Source organism: Nonomuraea sp. NPDC059194, from assembly GCF_042754765.1.
GTDB lineage: Bacteria > Actinomycetota > Actinomycetes > Streptosporangiales > Streptosporangiaceae > Nonomuraea.
The window spans coordinates 387,430-406,042 of sequence record NZ_JBHZBH010000003.1; the positions used below are offsets into that span (position 1 = coordinate 387,430).

At 69.1% G+C, this 18,613-nt stretch carries 18 protein-coding genes, 1 tRNA gene and 1 rRNA gene; 13 read left to right on the forward strand and 7 right to left on the reverse strand.

Going from position 1 to position 18,613, the window contains the following annotated elements; genetic code table 11:
- The first annotated feature begins 14 nt into the window (after positions 1-14).
- The 3 genes from ACFXJ8_RS07125 (at position 15) to ACFXJ8_RS07135 (ending at position 1,954) form a co-directional block, all read left to right on the forward strand.
- Positions 15-797 (forward strand): enoyl-CoA hydratase/isomerase family protein, encoded by a 783-nt coding sequence (locus ACFXJ8_RS07125; protein WP_379642911.1) that lies wholly within the window; start codon positions 15-17, stop codon positions 795-797.
- Positions 798-866: 69 nt separating this feature from the next.
- Positions 867-1,382 carry a M48 family metallopeptidase gene (locus tag ACFXJ8_RS07130; protein ID WP_379642912.1) on the forward strand — a complete coding sequence of 172 codons (516 nt, stop codon included), beginning with the start codon at positions 867-869 and terminating at the stop codon, positions 1,380-1,382.
- A complete protein-coding gene (locus ACFXJ8_RS07135) occupies positions 1,379-1,954 on the forward strand; it encodes a hypothetical protein (protein ID WP_379642913.1) in 576 nt (191 codons plus the stop codon). The genes ACFXJ8_RS07130 and ACFXJ8_RS07135 overlap by 4 nt, the downstream gene beginning before the upstream one ends.
- Here ACFXJ8_RS07135 and ACFXJ8_RS07140 read toward each other — a convergent pair.
- Genes ACFXJ8_RS07140 through ACFXJ8_RS07150 form a run of 3 tightly spaced genes read right to left on the reverse strand, consistent with a single transcriptional unit; the run spans position 1,941 to position 4,693 of the window.
- Positions 1,941-2,894, reverse strand: a complete 954-nt coding sequence (locus ACFXJ8_RS07140; protein ID WP_379642914.1) for an endonuclease/exonuclease/phosphatase family protein — start codon at positions 2,892-2,894, stop codon at positions 1,941-1,943. The two genes, ACFXJ8_RS07135 and ACFXJ8_RS07140, sit on opposite strands and share 14 nt — an antisense overlap.
- A 45-nt stretch (positions 2,895-2,939) precedes the next feature.
- Complete coding sequence (locus ACFXJ8_RS07145; RefSeq protein WP_379642915.1) at positions 2,940-3,500, reverse strand: NUDIX hydrolase; 561 nt, start codon at positions 3,498-3,500, stop codon at positions 2,940-2,942.
- Entirely contained in the window at positions 3,497-4,693 is a 1,197-nt protein-coding gene (locus ACFXJ8_RS07150) for a zinc-dependent metalloprotease (protein ID WP_379642935.1), read from the reverse strand. Before ACFXJ8_RS07150 ends, ACFXJ8_RS07145 begins: the two co-directional genes overlap by 4 nt.
- 130 nt (positions 4,694-4,823) lie before the next feature.
- Between ACFXJ8_RS07150 and ACFXJ8_RS07155 the strand changes: the two genes are divergently transcribed.
- The 5 genes from ACFXJ8_RS07155 to ACFXJ8_RS07175 all read left to right on the forward strand — a co-directional run bounded on the left by ACFXJ8_RS07155 (position 4,824) and on the right by ACFXJ8_RS07175 (position 10,535).
- Positions 4,824-5,897 (forward strand): NAD-dependent epimerase/dehydratase family protein, encoded by a 1,074-nt coding sequence (locus ACFXJ8_RS07155; protein ID WP_379642936.1) that lies wholly within the window; start codon positions 4,824-4,826, stop codon positions 5,895-5,897.
- Complete coding sequence (locus ACFXJ8_RS07160; RefSeq protein ID WP_379642937.1) at positions 5,894-6,319, forward strand: molybdenum cofactor biosynthesis protein MoaE; 426 nt, start codon at positions 5,894-5,896, stop codon at positions 6,317-6,319. The genes ACFXJ8_RS07155 and ACFXJ8_RS07160 overlap by 4 nt, the downstream gene beginning before the upstream one ends.
- A 9-nt stretch (positions 6,320-6,328) precedes the next feature.
- Positions 6,329-7,375, forward strand: a complete 1,047-nt coding sequence (locus ACFXJ8_RS07165; RefSeq protein ID WP_379642916.1) for a PDZ domain-containing protein — start codon at positions 6,329-6,331, stop codon at positions 7,373-7,375.
- Positions 7,376-7,500: 125 nt separating this feature from the next.
- On the forward strand, positions 7,501-10,413 hold the full coding sequence (locus ACFXJ8_RS07170; RefSeq protein WP_379642917.1) for a UPF0182 family protein: 2,913 nt from the start codon (positions 7,501-7,503) through the stop codon (positions 10,411-10,413).
- A 45-nt stretch (positions 10,414-10,458) separates the two neighbouring features.
- A tRNA-Met gene (locus tag ACFXJ8_RS07175) sits at positions 10,459-10,535 on the forward strand.
- A gap of 265 nt (positions 10,536-10,800) precedes the next feature.
- Here the strand turns inward: ACFXJ8_RS07175 and ACFXJ8_RS07180 are convergent.
- A complete protein-coding gene (locus tag ACFXJ8_RS07180) occupies positions 10,801-11,658 on the reverse strand; it encodes a hypothetical protein (RefSeq protein ID WP_379642918.1) in 858 nt (285 codons plus the stop codon).
- An 86-nt stretch (positions 11,659-11,744) separates the two neighbouring features.
- Here ACFXJ8_RS07180 and ACFXJ8_RS07185 point away from each other — a divergent pair, with 86 nt between their 5' ends.
- Positions 11,745-12,332 (forward strand): DUF1707 domain-containing protein, encoded by a 588-nt coding sequence (locus ACFXJ8_RS07185; RefSeq protein WP_379642919.1) that lies wholly within the window; start codon positions 11,745-11,747, stop codon positions 12,330-12,332.
- Here the strand turns inward: ACFXJ8_RS07185 and ACFXJ8_RS07190 are convergent.
- Entirely contained in the window at positions 12,290-13,195 is a 906-nt protein-coding gene (locus tag ACFXJ8_RS07190; RefSeq protein WP_379642920.1) for a GNAT family N-acetyltransferase, read from the reverse strand. The two genes, ACFXJ8_RS07185 and ACFXJ8_RS07190, sit on opposite strands and share 43 nt — an antisense overlap.
- Positions 13,196-13,393: 198 nt before the next feature.
- On the opposite strand from ACFXJ8_RS07190, the gene ACFXJ8_RS07195 reads away from it, so the two are divergent.
- Genes ACFXJ8_RS07195 through ACFXJ8_RS07205 form a run of 3 tightly spaced genes read left to right on the forward strand, consistent with a single transcriptional unit; the run spans position 13,394 to position 17,283 of the window.
- Positions 13,394-14,137: a group II truncated hemoglobin gene (locus tag ACFXJ8_RS07195; RefSeq protein WP_379642921.1), complete on the forward strand. Its 744-nt coding sequence runs from the start codon at positions 13,394-13,396 to the stop codon at positions 14,135-14,137.
- Between the two features lie 9 nt (positions 14,138-14,146).
- On the forward strand, positions 14,147-16,618 hold the full coding sequence (locus tag ACFXJ8_RS07200; RefSeq protein ID WP_379642922.1) for a DUF4118 domain-containing protein: 2,472 nt from the start codon (positions 14,147-14,149) through the stop codon (positions 16,616-16,618).
- Positions 16,615-17,283, forward strand: coding sequence for a response regulator (locus ACFXJ8_RS07205; RefSeq protein WP_379642923.1), 669 nt, complete (start codon positions 16,615-16,617; stop codon positions 17,281-17,283). The genes ACFXJ8_RS07200 and ACFXJ8_RS07205 overlap by 4 nt, the downstream gene beginning before the upstream one ends.
- Here the strand turns inward: ACFXJ8_RS07205 and ACFXJ8_RS07210 are convergent.
- Entirely contained in the window at positions 17,280-17,504 is a 225-nt protein-coding gene (locus ACFXJ8_RS07210) for a hypothetical protein (protein WP_379642924.1), read from the reverse strand. The genes ACFXJ8_RS07205 and ACFXJ8_RS07210 overlap by 4 nt on opposite strands.
- Positions 17,505-17,608: 104 nt before the next feature.
- On the reverse strand, positions 17,609-18,007 hold the full coding sequence (locus ACFXJ8_RS07215; protein WP_379642925.1) for a hypothetical protein: 399 nt from the start codon (positions 18,005-18,007) through the stop codon (positions 17,609-17,611).
- Between the two features lie 524 nt (positions 18,008-18,531).
- On the opposite strand from ACFXJ8_RS07215, the gene ACFXJ8_RS07220 reads away from it, so the two are divergent.
- Positions 18,532-18,613 (forward strand): 16S ribosomal RNA (locus ACFXJ8_RS07220); the annotation flags it as partial.

Here is an 18,613-nt window from a genome sequence, read left to right on the forward strand (position 1 = left end):
GATACGCTCTCCCAATGACCGAGCTCTTGATCGACCGTCATGACGACGGGGTCGTCCTGCTCACCCTCAACCGCCCCGACCGCCGCAACTCCATGACCGACGGCATGACCGCCGCATGGGCCGAGGCGATCGGCGCGCTGGCCACCGACAGGGACGCCCGCTGCCTCGTGGTCACCGGCGAGGGCAGCGCCTTCTCCTCGGGCGGTGACCTGTCGTGGCTGGCCGATCGCGGCGACGAGGAGGTGCCGGCCCTTCGCGACCGCATGCTCGCCTTCTACCGGACCTGGCTGTCGATCACGAACCTGGAGATCCCCACCATCGCCGCGGTCAACGGCCCCGCCGTCGGCGCGGGCCTGTGTGTGGCGCTGGCGTGCGACCTCGTCTACGCCGCGGACGACGCCAAACTCCTGGCTCCCTTCACCTCGCTCGGCCTGCATCCCGGTATGGCCGCCACCTACCTCCTGCCGAGCCGGGCCGGGATCAACCTCGCGCGCGAACTCCTCCTCACCGGCAGGACGATCAGCGGCCAGGACGCCGCGCGCGAAGGGCTCATCAACCGGTCGTTCCCGAAAGCCGACCTTCTTCCGAAAACACTGGAGATCGCCAGAAGCGTCGCCGCCAACGCCCCGATCGCGACCCGGCTGACCACAATCGCCCTGAAGACCCCACACAATGACCTTGAAGAGGCGCTCAAATGGGAGTCGCTGGCCCAGCCGGTGACGATGACCTCGAACGACATGCTTGAGGGCCTCACCGCGCATCGGGAAAGGCGGGTGCCCAAATTCACCGGCTCTTAATCATGCTGACCAGCGAAAACAGAGGCTCACCCCCTGTGGAATTCTGTCGGTGTCGGCTAACGTGCATATGTGTCCCCCGAGAGAGTCGAGGTCCGTCGAAGTTCTCGTCGCCGGCGTACGGTCTCCGCCTACCGCGACGGCGACAAGACGATCGTGCTCCTGCCCGCATGGCTGAGCGGCGAGGACGCGGACGAATGGGTGAGCCGGATGCTCGATCGCCTCGCGGCCAAGGAGCAGCGGAGGCGCCCGACGGACGAAGGCCTGCTCGACAGGGCCGTCGAGCTGTCGGCGAGGTATCTCGACGGCAAACCACAGCCGGTCAGCGTGCGCTGGGTCGACAACCAGCAGCACAGATGGGGCTCGTGCACCCCTGACAGCGGCACGATCAGGATCTCGACCCGCCTCAAAGGGCTGCCCGAGTGGGTCATCAACTACGTCATCATTCACGAGCTCGTGCACCTGCTGGTGCCGAGCCATGGACCCGATTTCTGGGCGCTGGTCGAACAGTATCCCAAGGCGGAGCGGGCGCGCGGCTTCCTTGAAGGATTCTCCGCCGCGGCCAGCAACCCTCCGGAGGAGTGTTGACCCGGGTTGTCGCGGTTCTGGTACGGCAAAGCATGGCGAATGCCGCTCCCGGCGATCCCCGTGAGTTCCTGGAAGCCATAGTCGAGGACACCTACGAGATGGTCGCGGGCCTCGAACTCGTCAGGCCCGTCCTCGCCACGAGCGTTCCCGATTTGGATCATCTCTTGTGGCCCGGCACGGACATTATCCCGATAAATGAGGACACGCCGCTTAAGGGCATCTTCAACGCGATAAATGCTGATCAAGCGGCGATTGTCAGCGGAGACGCCCCCGACCTCCCGCCCCTCCTCATCGGAAAGCTCTTCCGCGAACTCGGCCGGGCCCAGCTGACCGTCTGCCCCGCCGAGCAGGGCGGCGCCGTCGCCATCGCGGCCGCCCTCCCGCTGCCCGACTGGGCCGCCCCCGACCTCGACGCCCCCGACCCGGTGAAAGACCTGCGCGCCCAGGCGCCCGGCCGCCGCATGGTCGCCACCACCCCCGGCTGGCACCGCCTGCGCACCAGGGCCGACCTCGACCGCCTCGACCCCGGCCTCGAAGGCTGGGACAGCACCAGGGCACTCACGGCACGGTGAGAGCGGCGAAGACCGCCCGGTGGTCGGTGCCGGGCACCGTGTGCACGCTGACCTCCCGCACACCCACCCGCGAGTCGACCAGCACATGGTCGATCGTGATGATCGGCGGAACCCGCTTGTTGGCCGGCCACGTCGGCACCAGGCCCTGCCCGACCTCGTCGGCCGTGTCCTTGTAGCCGCGCCCGAGCAGCTCGCGCATCGCCGCGTGGTCGAGGCTGGCGTTGAAGTCGCCCGCCAGCACCCGCACGGTGTCGCCAGAGGCGGCGGGCAGCGCCCGCAGCGCGGCGTTCCAGTCGTGGACCTGCGGGCCGAGCGGCGGATAGGGATGCACGGCCACGACCTGGACGGGTTTGCCGCCGGGCAGCGCCAGCATGGCCACCGGCATCTTGTGCCCGACCGGCGGGATGAGCCCCCACAGCTGCGTCAGCGGGTACTTGGCGTACAGGCCGCTGCCGCCCGCGCTGTACTCGTCCTCCAGCACCCGGTACGGCATCAGGTCCTTCAGCCCCGCGGAGTCGAGCCGATCGACCGCGTCGGGGGTGAGCTCCTGCGCCGACAGGACGTCGGGATCGAAGCGCCGCACCAGCTCCATGATCGACGCCGTGTCCGCCCTGCCGAAGAGCATGTTGAGCGACAGCACCTTGAGAGACCTGCCGCCCGCGGTGGCGTCAGCCGTACCGAAGGCCCTGGGCAGGACGCTGAAGCCCAGGGCGACGGCCGTGACCACGGCCACGGCCGTCGCCGCGCGGTTGCGCGCGGCCAGCGCGAGCAGGAGCGGGACCACCGACCCCGCCGCCGCGTACGGCGTGGCCGTCATGAGCTGCGTAGGCAGCGAACCGCGTTCGAGCCCGCCGACCCTGGCCGCCGCCCACACGGCGAAGGGTGACACCGCGACCCACGCGAGCGCCTTGAACGGGAATCCGCGACGCGCGGGCGTCACGATCGTGCCACCGACCATGTATGCATAACCCCCTGCCAGGGGACTCTAACCGAGCGAACGTGAGCCCGCCGTAAGAACCTGCCGCCCCCGCCGGGCCAGCAGCCTGGTGGCCTCGTCGGACAGCTCGGGAATCTCCTCCACCGGAAACCAGCGCAGGTCGAGCGACTCCTCGCTCATCACCGCCTCGGCCCCCTCCGGGGCGACCGCCGCGTACTCCACGTCGAGGTGCCAGCTGTGCGGCGGGTGACACCACACCTTGTGCCTGTCGAGCGCGAGCGGTCCTGGCAGCAGCCGGAGCCCCGCGATCCCCGACTCCTCCGTCGCCTCGCGCAGCGCGACACCGGCGAGCGAGCCGTCGTAGGACTCGCAGTGGCCGCCCATCGGCAGCCACATGCCCGCCTTCGGGTGCAGCGTGAGCAGCACGCTGGCGCCGTCGTGGGAGAGCACGGCGGTGGTCGCCGTGAGATGCCCGGGCGCGCACCCGCGCGTCATGGCGTCGGGATGCCGCCTCAGGTGTTCGAGGAACTCGCGCCTGAGCTCCTCCTCCGCCCCGGTGGGCGCCGACCATCCCGTGAGTACGGCTACCGCGTCGCGGTGCAGGGTCAAGCCTCGCCGCCCTCGAGCTTGGAGATGTCCCAGGCCGTCTCGCCCTTCACGAACGTGTCGGGAGAGTCGAGGTCGTCGGCCGTCGGCATCAGGTCGGGGTGACCCCAGATCGCGTCGCGCCCGTCGATGCCCCTGTCGGCGACCAGCGCCTGCCAGAGGGCCGCGGCCTCGCGCAGCCGCCTGGGCCGCAGCTCCAGCCCGACGAGCGTGCCGAACGTCGCCTCGGCAGGACCGCCGGTCGCGCGGCGCCGCCGTACCGTCTCGGCCAGCGCGCCCGCGGACGGCAGCTTGCCCTCGGCCGCGGCGTCGACCACGGTGGCGACCCAGCCCTCGACGAGGGCGAGCATGGTCTCCAGACGGGCCACGGCGGCCTTCTGCCGCTCGGTCTCCTCGGGCTTGAACAGCGCGCCGCCGCTCAACGCCTCCTGGAGCGCCTCGGGGTTGCTGATGTCGAGGCCGCGGATCTGCTCCTCCAGGGCGGAGGTGTCGACCGTGATGCCCCTGGCGTACTCCTCGACCGCGCCGAGCAGGTGCGCCCGCAGCCATGGCACGTGTTGGAACAGCCGGTGGTGGGCCGCCTCGCGCAGCGCGAGGTACAGCCTGATCTCGTCGGCGGGCAGCTCAAGGCCGTTGCTGAAGGAGGCGATGCCGCCGGGCAGCAGCGCGGCCGTGTCGGACAGCGGCAGGCCGATGTCGGTCGTGCCGATCACCTCGCGCGCCAGCGAGCCGAGGGCCTGGCCGATCTGCTGGCCGACCATCATGCCGCCCATCTGCTTCATCATGCCCATGAGCGGGCCGAGCTGCGCGGCCATCTGCTGGGCCTCGGGCGGCAGGTTGCCGCCGCCGATCGCGCCGCCCATGGTGTCGACCATGCGCTCGGCGATCGGCTCGCACAGCTTGCGCCAGACGGGGACCGTGTTCTCGATCCACTCCGAACGGCTCCACGCCTGCGGGTTGGACACCCCGCTCGGCAGCGTGGTCGCCTCGTTGAGCCACAGGTCGGCGAGCTGGAGAGCGTCGACGATCTGACGGCGTTCGCCCTCCATCACGCTGGGATCGCCGTCGGCGACCACCGCGTGACGGGCGATGTTCTTCGCCATGTCCCAGTTGACAGGGCCCGAGCCCTGCGGCGCCGACAGCATGTCGGCGAACTGGCGCATCGCCTGAGCCATCTGCTCAGGGTTGCCGAACATGGCGAACGGGTTCTCGTTGGGGTCGTTTTCGCGACCTGGCAGGTCAGTCACCGCTCTACCTCGTGCAGGATGGAGGAGTCCACATCCGCCACGTTAGTCGTCCTACGGCGGATCAGTGCAAAGTGAGGACCTGGTGCCTACCTCGAAACGCCCGCGCCAACCAGTCGTCGCCGTCACCGGCGCGTCCTCAGGCCTCGGTCGCGAGCTCGTCGCGAAGCTCGCCGCCAACGCGGATTTCCGCAGAGTGGTGGCCATCGACGAGCAGCGCGGCGACGTCCAGGACGTCACCTGGCGAGTGATCGACGTGCGAGATCCGCTCTTGGCGAACCGGATCTCCGACATCGACGTCCTGGTCCACCTGGCGGGCGACTACGCTCTCGACTCCGACCCGGCCGAGCGCCGCGCCTACAACCTGCGCGCGGCCCAGACGGTGCTGACCGCCAGCGCGGCCGCGCGCGTGCGCCGTGTGGTCCTGGTCACCAGCGCCATGGTGTACGGCGCGGCCCCCGACAACGAGGTGCCGCTGGCCGAAGGCGCCGCCGTGGCCGCCGAGCCCGACACCGGCGTGGTCGGCGACTACCTGGAGATCGAGGCGCTGGTGCGCAGGTCGTCGCGCAGCCACCCAGGCGTCGAGGTGACGGTGCTGCGCCCCGCCGCCGTCGTGGGCCCCGGAATCGACACCGTCATCACCAGGCACTTCGAGTCGCCCAGGCTGCTGACGGTCAAGGGCTGCTCGCCGCGCTGGCAGTTCTGCCACATCGACGACCTGGTCTCGGCCCTGGAGCTGGCCGCCCGAGGCCTGGTCACGGGCGTGGTCGCGGTCGGCTCCGAGGGCTGGCTCGAACACGAGCAGGTCGAGGAGCTGTCCGGGATCCGCGGCTTCGAGCTGCCCGCCGGCCTCACCTTCGGTACGGCCCAGCGCCTGCACCGCCTCGGCATCACCCCGGCCCCCGCGACGGATCTCCACTACGTCGTCTACCCCTGGGTCGTCGACTGCGTCAGCCTGCGCGAGGCGGGCTGGAAGCCCGCGTGGACCAACGAGGCCGCGCTCAAGCAACTGCTGGAGCTGCGCGAGAACAGGACCACCGTGGTCGGCAGGCGCCTGCCGGTCAAGGAAGCCACGCTCACCGCCGCCGGCGCCACCGTCGCCGTGATCGGCACCGCGGCCATCGTCAGGCAGGTGCGAAAGAAGCGTAGGCTCTGAGCGTGATTCGGTTGCTGGACATTCGCGACACGCCGCTGTCGGTGGACGAGGTGTTCGCCGCCGTGGGCTCACCCGCGGCCGGGGGCACCACGCTGTTCGTGGGCACCGTGCGCGAGCAGGACCACGGCAAGGCCGTGACGAGGCTGTCGTACTCCGCGCATCCCAGCGCGCTCGACGAGTTGCGGCGCGTGGCGGAGAAGGTCGCCGCCGACTTCCCCGTGACGGCGCTGGCCGCCGTCCACCGGGTGGGCGACCTCGAGCTCGGCGACATCGCGGTGATCGTCGCGGTGGCGTGCCCGCACAGGGGAGAGGCCTTCGCGGCCTCCCGCAGGCTGATCGACGACCTGAAGTCCGAGGTCCCGATCTGGAAGCACCAGGTGTTCGCCGACGGGTCGACCGAGTGGGTCGGCGCCTGCGAATAAGCTCATTCCATGTCACGACGTGCACTCACCCTGTTGGTGGCGGGGTTCCTGGTCCTCGCGCTCGGCATCACGGGCGCCTGGCTGGACGTGCCGTACGTCGTGCTGAGCCCCGGCCCCACCGAGAACACCATCGGCGCGGTCGACAAGAAGCCCGTCATCACCATCGACGGCAGGCAGACCTACCCGACGACCGGTGCGCTGAGCCTGGTCACGGTCTCCTACCAGGGCGGCCCGCGGGCCAGACCCGACCTGCTGACCGCGCTGCGCGGCTGGGTCGACCCCACCTCGGCCGTCGTGCCCGAAGAGTCGATCTTCCCGCGCACGCAGACCGCCGAGGAGGTCGAGCAGGAGAACACCGCGGAGATGACCAGCTCCCAGGACAACGCGACCGCCGCGGCCCTGACCGAGCTCAAGATCCCTTACTCCATGGTGCCGACGGTCCAGTCGGTGGAGAAGAAGGCGCCGGCGGCGGGCAAGCTGAAGCCGGGCGACGAGCTGCGCTCCGTCGACGGCAAGCCGGTCACCTCGACCGACGAGGTCGCCGCCGCGGTCAAGGCGCACAAGCCGGGCGACGAGATCGTCTTCGGCATCGTCAGGGACGGCCGGCAGCAGGACGTCACCGTCAAGACCGTCGCCAACAAGCAGGGCGCCGCGATGGTCGGCATCCTCATGCAGGCCAGGTACAAGTTCCCGTTCAAGGTGAGCATCAGCGTCGGCGACGTCGGCGGGCCGAGCGCCGGCATGATGTTCGCCCTCGGCATCATCGACAAGCTCACCCCTGGGGAGATGACCGGCGGCAAGTCGATCGCGGGCACCGGCACCATCACCCCCGAAGGCAAGGTGGGCGGCATCGGGGGCATCGCGCAGAAGATGGTCGGCGCCAAGGATTCGGGTGCCACGATCTTCCTGACCCCCGCCGACAACTGCGCCGAAGCCGTCCAGGCGGCCCCCGACGGGCTCAGGCTGGTCAAGGCCGAGACGCTCCACGGAGCGGTCCAGGCGCTCGACGCCATCAGGTCCGGCAAGGGCGAGGTGCCTTCCTGCTCCGCCGGGTGAACTTTCTCGGCCGCCCAAGCGTTAGCCGTACGGCATCCTTGTTCATGTAGGTTGCCAATCACGGACCGTTTGCTCACGACGAGGGGTTGGCCTTGGCATTCCGGACCCCAGGACCCGGTCGGGGGATGCGTTTGCCCCGCCGACCGCGACTGCTTCTTCCCGTCGCCATCGCCCTGGTGGCGATCGTGGCGTTCTTTTTCTTGTTCGCCGGCATCTACACCGACTACCTCTGGTTCGACTCGGTCAAGGCCACCTCCGTCTTCTCGGGCGTGCTGCTGACCGAGATCGGGCTGTTCGTGGTGGGTGCGCTCCTGATGGCGGGCATCGTCGGCGGCAACATGCTGCTGGCCTTCAGGATGCGCCCGATGTTCGGCCCCGCCATGTTCGGCGGGGGCAGCGGCGCGGACCGCTACCGTCTAGCGGTCGACCCGCACCGCAAGCTGATCTTCATCATCGGCATGGCCGTGCTCGCGCTGTTCGCGGGCTCGTCATTCGCCGGAGACTGGAAGACGTGGCTCCAGTACGTCAACGGCACGAAGTTCAACAAGACCGACGCGCTGTTCGGCCTGGACATCTCCTTCTTCATGTTCGACTACCCGTTCATCAGGATGGTGCTGAACTTCCTGTTCACCGCGGTGATCCTGGCGATCATCATGGCGGCGATCACGCACTACCTGTACGGCGGGTTCCGGCTGCAGTCGCCCGGCGTCCACGCCTCCCGCGCGGCTCGCGTGCACCTGTCGGTGCTGCTGGGCATCTTCGTGCTGCTGAAGGCCGTCGCCTACTGGATCGACCGCTACGGCCTGGTCTTCTCCGACCGCGGCTTCGTCCACGGCGCCTCCTACGCCGACATCAACGCCGTCCTGCCCGCCAAGACGATCCTCGCGATCATCGCGCTGATCTGCGCCGCGCTCTTCTTCGCGGGCGTGGTACGGCCCGGCGGCATGCTGCCAGGCGTCTCCTTCGGCCTGCTGGTCCTGTCGGCCATCCTCATCGGCGGCGTCTACCCGGCGCTCGTCGAGCAGTTCCAGGTCAAGCCCAACCAGCAGCAGCGCGAAGCCCTCTACATCGGGCGCAACATCGAGGCCACCCGCGACGCGTACGGCGTGGCCGACAGCGAGGTCATCCCGTACACCGCGCAGGCCGACCCGAGCAAGGTGACCGCCGACGGCGACGTCTCCGTCTCCGGCGTCCGGCTGCTCGACCCCAACCTGGTCGCCAAGACCTTCCAGCAGAAGCAGCGCATCCGCGGCTACTACGACTTCCCCACCCAGCTCGACGTCGACCGCTACAAGAGCACCGGACCGGTGCCCCGCGACCACGTCGTCGCGGTCCGCGAGCTGACGGGCCCGCCCGCCCAGCAGAACAACTGGATCAACAAGCACCTCGTCTACACCCACGGCTACGGCTTCGTCGCCGCGCCGGGCAACGAGGTCGACTCCGAGGGCCTGCCCAACTTCGACGCCAAGGACATGCCGGTCATCGGCTCGCTCGGCGAGACCCTCAAGGAGCCGCGCGTCTACTTCGGCGAGCAGATGGCCACCGAGTACGTCATCGCCGGAGGGCCCACGGCCAAGGCCGGGCAGGGCCAGGAGCTCGACTTCCCGTTGAGCGGCGGCACCGGCCAGTCCAACACCACCTACACCGGCGCCGGCGGTGTGCCCGTCGGCTCGTTCTTCAACCGCCTGGTCTACGCGGCCAAGTACGGCGAGAAGAACATCCTGCTGTCGGGCGACGTCAACGACAACTCCAAGATCCTCTACGAGCGCAACCCGCGTGACCGCGTCGCCAAGGTGGCGCCGTTCCTCACCCTGGACGGCAACCCCTACCCGGCGGTCGTCGACGGGCGCATCACGTGGATCGTCGACGGCTACACGCTGTCCAACGACTACCCGTACTCGCAGAGCAAGTCGCTGGCCTCGATGACCGAGGACACCGCGACCCTGCGGGGCGTCGTCGCCCAGCAGCCCCGCGACCAGATCAACTACATCCGCAACTCGGTCAAGGCCACGGTCGACGCCTACGACGGCACGGTCACCCTCTACGCCTGGGACTCCAAGGACCCGATCCTGCAGACGTGGAGCAAGGCCTTCCCCGGCGTCATCCAACCGGCTTCCAAGATGAGCGCGGGCCTCAAGGAGCACATCCGCTACCCCGAGGACCTGTTCAAGGTGCAGCGCGACGTCCTGTCGCAGTACCACATCGAGGACGCCAACGCCTTCTACAGCGGCCAGGACTTCTGGAACGTCCCCTTCGACCCCTCCCAGGGCGACAAGGACGTCAAGCAGCCGCCGTACTACCTGACCACCACGATGCCGAAGCAGTCGCCGTCGTTCTCGCTGACGACGACCTTCGTCCCGCGCCAGGGGCCCAACCTGGCGGCCTTCATGGCGGTCGACGCGACCGACGGACCCGGGTACGGCAAGCTGCGCATCCTGCGCATGCCGTCCAACACCTCGATCCCCGGTCCAGGGCAGGCGCAGAACAACTTCCAGAACAAGTTCTCCGGCGAGCTCAACCTGCTCGGCCTGGGCAACGCGACGGTCCGCTACGGCAACCTGCTGACGCTGCCCTTCGCCGACGGTCTCGTCTACATCGAGCCCGTCTACGTCCAGACCGCCGCCGCCTCGGGCCAGGAGCCGTTCCCGATCCTGAAGCGGGTCCTGGTGGCCTACGGCAGCACGGTCGGCTCGGGCAACACGCTGAAGGACGCCCTGGCGCAGGTCTTCAGCGGCAAGGCCGCCGAGCAGACCACCGGACAGGAGCAGCAGACGGGCCAGCCCGCCAACGTCACCGTCACGGCCAAGCTGATCGCCGACGCCCAGAAGGCGTATGACGACGCCAACAAGGCCCTGGCCAGCTCCCCGCCCGACTGGGTGAAGTACGGCGAGGCGCAGAAGCGCCTGCAGGACGCGCTCAACGCCCTCGGCCGCAACTCCGCCGTCCAGCCCACGCCGGCGCCCACCACCAGCCCGACGCCGTCCCCGAGCCCCAGCCCGACCGGCTCACCATCACCTTCACCGACACCGAGTTCTTGATTTGCGCAAGCCCCGCGTCGCCTATAGTCTTTAGACACACACCGACGCGGGGTGGAGCAGTTCGGTAGCTCGCTGGGCTCATAACCCAGAGGTCGCAGGTTCAAATCCTGCCCCCGCTACCAAGCAAAACGGCCTTCCAGAGATTCTCTGGGAGGCCGTTTTCGTGTCCGGCATAATTCACCAGGTGAATTCATGCCCTTTCTGCCTCATCGGCGCCGGTGAGATCGATGCCGACCTGGTCGCCTACCGCAGCGAGAACGTCTTCGTCATCCCACGTGGTTCCGCGCTTCCCCGGGGATGATTTCACCCTCCCGAGCAAGGTGAAGGTCGAGGTCCCGTTCGAGGCGCGCGTCCAGCAGTCCGGAAGGTTGCGGGACGTTGAGCCGGCTATGACCCTTCGGTGGCCTCGGCCAGCAGGCGTTCCGCTTCGACCACGTGGAACGTCGGGAGCACGGCAAGCAGTTCGGCCTCCGTCATCTCTTCGCTCGTGACCTGCACCAGGGCGGCGCCGTGCCTGGCGACCACGGTCGTGTAGGTCTCATCGGTGCGGACCCAGACATCCGTGGCCACCCGGCGGCACCTGGCGTTCGGCTCCATGACGGGCATCCACGTCGAAGGGGGCTTGACGCAGGCCGTCTCAGGGGTCGCCGCGTTGCCCGGCCTGATGCTGACGTCGACCGACGAGCCATCGCGCGTACGGAAGTACACGAGCCCCAGCGCCGCCGGAAGCTCCTCGTCATCGACCCATCCGAGCTCGTGGTCCTTCAGCGTCGGCGCGACGAGCGGCACACCGGAGCGCTCGATCACCTGGGCTCGGGCCGCCTGGCCGATCTCGCCTTGGAGAGCCCCCACCGCGAGGTACGCGACGACGACCGCGCCGACCGTCATGGAGCGGATCGCCCAGTGTCCCGGCATGATCAGGGCGGTCATCGCGACGTAGCCGCTCACTCCGATGGCCGCGAAGACGAGGGTCACCGGGACCGTGCCGTAGCTCATGACCTCGGCATAGGTCAGGCCCGGGAGGCAGAGAGTGCCGACCGCGATGAGGGCGAGCGGAGTCGCGCCCGCCACCACGCCCCAGAACGGCAGCATGGCCAGCCAGCACAGCAGCACCCCCAGGGAGAAGGGCACCAGGAGGATCGCGATGGTGCCGAAGAAGCTGTCTTCGGGACCGTCGGTGAAGAGGAGACCCGCCTCCAGTCCAACGATGGCTCCCACCAACCCCGCCCGGAACAAGGTGTACATATCCTGATCTTGCACTCTCAGTCCCACCGGCGTCTCGAAGAACTGGGGACTGGCCGGGCGCGAGATCGATCATTACTGTGAACCGTATGACCGACCGGGCGCAGTTCCGGGCCGGCGACAGCGACAGAGACCGGGTGGCGCGGATCCTCCGGCACGCGGTCGGCGACGGACGCATCAGCACCGACGAGCTCAACGACCGCCTCGACCGCACCTACGCCGCGCTGACCTGCGGCGAGCTCGACGCCGTCGTCGCCGATCTGCCGTCCCCCGAAGATCTCATCGGGCGGTCAGATGACGTGCTGCGGATGTCCACCGGGCGGGCCAAGAACGTCAAGCAGGTCGGTCACTGGGTGGTGCCGCCGCGCATCGAGGTCGAGTGCGGCTGGGGCACGGTGCGGATCAACTTCATGCACGCCACGTGCCCGCACCGCGAGGTGTCCATGGACGTGCGGTGCCACTCGCTGTTCGCCGACGTCTGGATCGTCGTGCCGCAGGGATGGTGGGTGCGCTCCGACGAGGTGACGACCGGCCGGTCAGGGCACGTCCACAACAAGCCGCCGACGCCTCCCGCGCAGGATGGCGTCGTCCTGCGCATGACGGGCCACCTGGACAGCGGCGACGTGTGGATCCGCTACCGCAGGCCGCCGGGCACGAACGTCACGTTGCGGGCGTAGGGCCGAAAACCCATCGCCTGGTAGGTGGCGCGGGCGGACGGGTAGTCGTCGTCGCCGCGAGCGCAGACCCGCGCGGTGCGCGCGCCGAGCCGCCTGGCCTCGTGGAGCGCGCCCAGGATCGCGGCCGTCGCCAGGCCGCGCCGCCGATGCGCGGGGTCGGTGCCGACCGGCTCCAGCACGGCGACCCCGCTCTCCTCGTCCAGCCACACGAGGCAGAAGGCCACCGGCTCGCCTTCCGTGGTCTCCACCAGCCAGTCGAGTTCGGTCCTGTACGGCCAGGCGCGCATGACCTGGAGGTAGCTGTCGGCCGTGACCCTGGAAGGCGTGACCCTGGAAGGCGTGACCCTGGAAGGCGCGAACGCGGCGGCGTGGACGGCGGCCCTCGCGGCGGCGTCACGCTCGTCGCGCACCGCTCTCAGCGTGTAGCCCTCGGGAACCCGCGGCGCGGGCAGGCCGGCCAGGTCCAGCGACAGGTGGATGAAGTACGGCCCGTCGGCCCGCTCCTGGTATCCCCGGCTCTGGAGCAGCTCGGCCAGTTCCTTCTCGCTGTCGAGCAGGGTGACCGTGCCCCCGCCGCCCTCGCCGTACCAGTCGATGATCTCCTCGGCCAACTCCACGTCGCCGGGATCGACGTGGAGGTCGAGCGATCCCGACACCGTGGCCCACGCCCACGCGACGGGCCGCCCGTCGCGCTCCCACAGCGCGGTGCGCCAATCGGGCTCGCGGCCGAGGCGCTCGAAGCGCCGCCAGGCCAGATCCCCGATGTGCCAGCGCTTGCAGCGTGTCCACAGTCGCCGGGTCACCTCCTGCATGGCGCGGAGGTCGGATGGTCCCTGGTAGTCCCGCCGCTCGTATCGAGGCACCGCACGAACCTATCTCAGGTGCCGCCGCGGCCGTCCCTGTCGTGCTTCAGCGCCAGCCGTACCGCGAAGTAGACGATCACGAACTGGAGCAGCGCGCTCACGAGCCACGAAAGAAGTGGATCCACACCCCGAGTGTGACCGGATATATCCGGAGATTCCATGGTTGTGGCAAAGCGCGCATGATGATTACATGATTACGTGATCGTTGAGTACATTCGCTACCGCGTTCCCGACGCGGAGGGCTTCGAGGCCGCCTACCGGCGAGCCGTCGTGCCGCTGGGCGATTCCCCCCAGTGCCTGGACTACGAGCTCTCCCGCTGCGTGGACGAGCCCGAGTGCTACATCCTGCGCATCGAGTGGACCTCGGCCGAGGGCCACCTCGAGGGTTTCAGGAAGAGCGCGCACTTCGGGCAGTTCTTCGCGGAAATCAAGCCCTATGTGGCGAACATCGAGGAGATGCGGCACTACGAGCAGGTCATCACCAAGACCGAGCCCACCCTGTACGAGTGGGCGGGCGGCGCCGAGGCGCTCGACCGGCTCACCGCCGCCTTCTACACCAAGGTCGAGAAGGACGACCTGGTCGGACCCCTGTTCGCGGGCATGGACCCCGGACACCCGAAGTACGTGGCGATGTGGCTGGGCGAGGTCTTCGGCGGCCCCGACACCTACACGCGCGAGCGCGGCGGCCACACCCACATGGTCTCCAAGCACCTCGGCAAGGGCATCACCGAGCAGCAGCGCCGTCGATGGGTGAGCCTGCTCATGGACGCCGCCGACGAGGTCGGGCTGCCCCGCGACGCGGAGTTCAGGGCGGCCTTCGCCGGCTACGTCGAGTGGGGCACGCGCCTGGCGCTCTACTTCTCCGGACCGAAGGCCCAGGCGCCGCGCGAGGAGCCCGTGCCCAGGTGGGACTGGGGGAGCCGGCCACCGTACAGGCCATAGTCTGGAGCCATGGGCAGGGGGAGGTTGCGGATCTACCTGGGCGCGGCCCCCGGAGTGGGCAAGACCTACGCGATGCTCGGCGAGGGCCGCAGGGCCCTCGCGCGCGGTAGAGACGTGGTCGTGGGTTTCGTGGAGACCCACGGCCGCAGGCGCACCGCCGAGCAGCTCGACGGGCTCGAGATCGTGCCCCGCAGGCAGCTGCGCCACCGCGGCGCCGACTTCACCGAGCTCGACGTCGACGCCGTCATCGCCCGCAAGCCGAAGATCGCGCTGATCGACGAGCTGGCCCACACCAACGTGCCGGGCTCCCGCAACGCCAAGCGCTGGCAGGACATCGACGAGATCCTCGCCGCGGGCATCGACGTGATCTCCACCGTGAACATCCAGCACCTGGAGTCGCTCAACGACGTCGTCGAGCAGATCACCGGCGTGCCGCAGCGCGAGACCGTGCCCGACGAGGTCGTACGGCGCGCCGACCAGATCGAGCTGGTCGACATGTCGCCCGAGGCGCTCAGAAGGCGGATGGCCCACGGCAACGTCTACGCCCCCGAAACCATCGACGCCGCCCTTGCCAACTACTTCCGCGTCGGCAACCTGACCGCGCTCCGCGAACTGGCCCTGCTGTGGGTCGCGGGCAAGGTCGACGAGCAGCTCGACCGCTACCGCGCCGACCACGCCATCTCCGGCACGTGGGAGGCGCGCGAGCGCGTGGTAGTGGCCCTGACCGGCGGCCCCGAAGGCGAGACTCTCGTACGGCGGGCGGCCCGCATCGCGGCCCGCAGCAAGGGCGCCGACCTGCTGGCCGTCCACGTGACCAGGGCCGACGGCCTGTCGAGCAGCGCCGACCCCGCCAGCCTCGCCAAGCAGCGTGCGCTCGTGGAGAGCCTGGGCGGCACCTACCACCAGGTGGTCGGCGACGACATCCCGCGCGCCCTGCTCGACTTCGCCGGCGGCGTCAACGCCACCCAACTCGTGCTCGGCGCCTCCCGCAGGGGCAGGCTCGCCCGGATCCTCTCCCGAGGCGTGGGCCTCACGACCACGGCGCTGTCCGGCTCGATCGACGTGCACCTGGTCACGCACGAGGCGACCCGCCACACCGGCAGGCCCGCCGCCTCGCGCGCCGCGCTCACCCGCAGGCGCAGGCTGGCGGGCTGGGCCATGGCGCTGCTGGCGATGCCGCTGCTCACGCTCGCGCTGCTGCCCTTCTACGGCCACCTGACACTGCCCAGCCAGATCCTGCTGTTCCTGCTGCTGGTGGTAGGGGTGGCGCTGGTCGGCGGGATGTGGCCGGCCCTGACCGCGGCGGTGTTCGGGTTCGCGCTGCTCAACTGGTTCTTCACGCCACCCCTGCACACCCTGACGATCCACGCGCCGGAGAACCTGCTCGCGCTGATCATCTTCGTGCTCGTCGCGGCGATGGTGAGCACGGTGGTCGACCTGGCGGCCCGCCGTACCAGGGAGGCGGCCCGATCCAGCGCGGAGGCCGAGGTCCTCTCGACGCTGGCGGGGCAGGTGCTCAGGGGAGAGCCGTTGCTCGAACGGCTGCGCGAGATCTACGGGCTGACCTCGGTCACGCTGCTCGAACGGGCGGGGGAGCGCTGGCGCATCGTGTCCATGGCGGGCGGCCCGCCCTGTACGGACCCGGGCTCGGGCGACACGGACGTGGTGATCGACGACGACCTTGTGCTTGCCGTACGAGGAAAGCTCCTGGACGCCGCCGACCGGCGGGTGCTGGAGGCGTTCGCGGCCGAGGCCGCGGTGGCGCTGCGCCACCAGCGGCTGCGAGAGGAGGCCGAGGCGGCGCGCCCGCTGGCCGAGGCGAACAAGATGCGCACCGCGCTGCTCGCGGCGGTCAGCCACGACCTGCGCACGCCCCTGGCCGCGGCGAAGGCAGCGGTGGAGGGCCTGCGCAGCACCGAGATCGACTGGAGCCCGGCCGATCGGCGGGAACTGCTGGCCACCGCGGACGAGTCGCTGGTGAAACTGCACCGGCTGGTGGAGAACCTCCTCGACATGAGTCGCCTGCAGGCGGGGGTGCTCGGGCTCTCGCTGGAGCACGTCGCCGTGGAGGAGGTCGTGTCCAGGGCGGTGGCCGACGTGGACGAGGTGGGCGATCGCGTCCGCGTCGACCTGCCCGCCGACCTGCCCGAGGTCATGGCCGATCCCGTGCTGCTCGAACGGGTGCTGGTCAACCTGATGGGCAACGGCGTCAGGTACAGTCCCGTGCTGGTCACGGCGAGCGCGCTCGGCTCCACCGTCGAGATCAGGATCATCGACAGCGGTCCGGGCATCCCGCCCGAGGCGCACGAGCGGGTGTTCCTGCCGTTTCAGCGCCTGGGCGACCGCGACAACCACACGGGCGTCGGGCTCGGCCTCGCGCTGTCACGCGGTCTGACCGAAGCGATGGACGGCACGCTGGTGCCCGAGGAGACCCCAGGGGGAGGGCTCACCATGATCGTCTCACTGAAGGTCGCCACATGACGCGCGTGCTGGTGGTGGACGACGAGCCGCAACTGCTGCGCGCGCTGCGCATCAACCTGACGGCCAGGCAGTACGAGGTCGCGGTGGCCGACGACGGCACCTCGGCGCTGCGCCAGGCCGCCGACTGGCATCCCGACCTGGTCATCCTCGACCTGGGGCTGCCCGATCTCGACGGCGTCGACGTCATCCACGGCCTGCGCGGCTGGACCAGCGTGCCCATCATCGTCCTGTCGGGCCGCGCGGGGAGCGACGACAAGGTGGACGCGCTCGACGCCGGAGCCGACGACTACGTCACCAAGCCCTTCGGCATCGACGAGCTGCTCGCCCGCATCCGCGCGGTCACCCGCAGGACGCAGGCCTCCCCTGACGAACAGGCGTCGGTGCGGATCGGCGACCACGAGATCGACCTGTCGACCAAGTCGATCTCAGGTGGGGTACGGCTGACGCCCACCGAATGGCACTTCCTGGAGCTCCTGCTACGCAATCCCGGCAAGCTCATCAGCCAGCGGCAGGTGCTGACCGAGGTGTGGGGCAGCGCGTACCTGAAGGAGACGCACTACCTGCGCCAGTACATGGCCCAGCTCAGGCGGAAGCTGGAGCGCGACCCCGCGCGCCCTGTCCACCTGCTGACCGAGCCGGGGATGGGCTATCGCTTCCAGCCCTAGAGGTCCTCGTTGAAGGACCTCGGCTCCTCCAGCGGATCGGGGTGGGCGTCGGTGTCGCGCCGGTCTTCCTCGTTCATCCAGTGGAAGATCCCTCGGGTGCACTCGTCGTCGATCTCGTTGATGTGGTGCCGCTCGGGATAGCTGTCCTTGTACATGGCGATGGAGGATTCCTGCACGTCATCGCCCATGTCCTGGGAGATTTCGTAAGGTTGATCACTCATAGCACCAGAATACTCACTTATCGGATATGTCGGGTGCGGAGTGACCTGCGTGGCCCGCCGCCTGCGCGGCTGCGGGCCACGGCCGGGCGTTCGCCCGGTAGTCGTCATCGCGGCAGGGTACGGCTGGTGCCCACACACCGGCGTAGGCGCAGGCCCGTCCGCTTCGGCACGGTGGGCTGGTCGAGGGCGGCCAGCAGCGCGGCGGCGGTGCGCGCGTCGGACAGGATGCGCTGCACCGTCTCGTCGTCGGCCGGCAGCTGGCCGTGCTCGTCGAGCTCGTGCTTGAGGAAGACCAGCGGCTCGGGCGCTCCGGCGGACTCCGCGGCGACCGTGGCGCGCGCGGCCGTCAGCAGGCGCAGGTAGTAGGTCCGCAGGGCGGCTTCGCGCATGCGCACGTGCTCGAGGTCGTCCAGCAGGGTGCTGGCGATCCTGAGCAGGTCGCCGACTCGATTGGTCTCGTCGGCGATGGCGGCGCGGATGTCGTCAAACTCCGAGCGGGTCATGCGGGCACCTCCACGGGCGCGGTGAGCGCGTGTCTACTTCGTACCGGGGAGCGATTGCGGATGGCTTGCCAACGGGTTGCGAGGCTCCGAGGTTTGGGGAGTCGGTGGGGTGGGAATGACCTCCAGGTTGCCTGAGTGGCGTGAAGTGCCCCTGGAGTCCTGCTAGAGTTTTTCTTGTCGCCCCGCTCCGCAAGAGTGTGGCGCGGCGAACCCCACTTCTTGATCACTTGTCCGGTTGATTCGCATCTGTCCGGATCGGCTGGTAGGTTCGAGGGGTTGTCCCGAAAGGGGCGGTCGGAAATTCTCGGCGGGTTTCGCGAAAAGAGTCAATTTGACTCGGGTCGCGGGAGCTGAAAGAATTAAGACATAACGAAGCGAGTGCGGCCGGGTGGTTGACGGTGAACGCGTCCGTTTCTTGAGAACTCAACAGTGTGTTAAAAGCCAGTGCATGATTTACATGCAATACCTCGTCAAGGTATATGACGAAACGCTTGGAAACACTCTTTCCACATGCGTAAAAGCATTGTTTGGAGAGTTTGATCCTGGCTCAGGACGAACGCTGGCGGCGTGCTTAACACATGCAAGTCGAGCGGAAAGGCCCTTCGG

Coding starts and splice junctions, on each gene's coding strand:
- ACFXJ8_RS07125 (WP_379642911.1), top strand. CDS start 15: ATGACCGAGCTCTTGATCGACCGTCATGACGACGGGGTCGTCCTGCTC.
- ACFXJ8_RS07150 (WP_379642935.1), bottom strand. CDS start 4,693: ATGTTCGGCAACCCTGAGCAGATGGCTCAGGCGATGCGCCAGTTCGCC.
- ACFXJ8_RS07165 (WP_379642916.1), top strand. CDS start 6,329: ATGTCACGACGTGCACTCACCCTGTTGGTGGCGGGGTTCCTGGTCCTC.
- ACFXJ8_RS07170 (WP_379642917.1), top strand. CDS start 7,501: ATGCGTTTGCCCCGCCGACCGCGACTGCTTCTTCCCGTCGCCATCGCC.
- ACFXJ8_RS07180 (WP_379642918.1), bottom strand. CDS start 11,658: ATGTACACCTTGTTCCGGGCGGGGTTGGTGGGAGCCATCGTTGGACTG.
- ACFXJ8_RS07185 (WP_379642919.1), top strand. CDS start 11,745: ATGACCGACCGGGCGCAGTTCCGGGCCGGCGACAGCGACAGAGACCGG.
- ACFXJ8_RS07200 (WP_379642922.1), top strand. CDS start 14,147: ATGGGCAGGGGGAGGTTGCGGATCTACCTGGGCGCGGCCCCCGGAGTG.
- ACFXJ8_RS07205 (WP_379642923.1), top strand. CDS start 16,615: ATGACGCGCGTGCTGGTGGTGGACGACGAGCCGCAACTGCTGCGCGCG.
- ACFXJ8_RS07210 (WP_379642924.1), bottom strand. CDS start 17,504: ATGAGTGATCAACCTTACGAAATCTCCCAGGACATGGGCGATGACGTG.
- ACFXJ8_RS07215 (WP_379642925.1), bottom strand. CDS start 18,007: ATGACCCGCTCGGAGTTTGACGACATCCGCGCCGCCATCGCCGACGAG.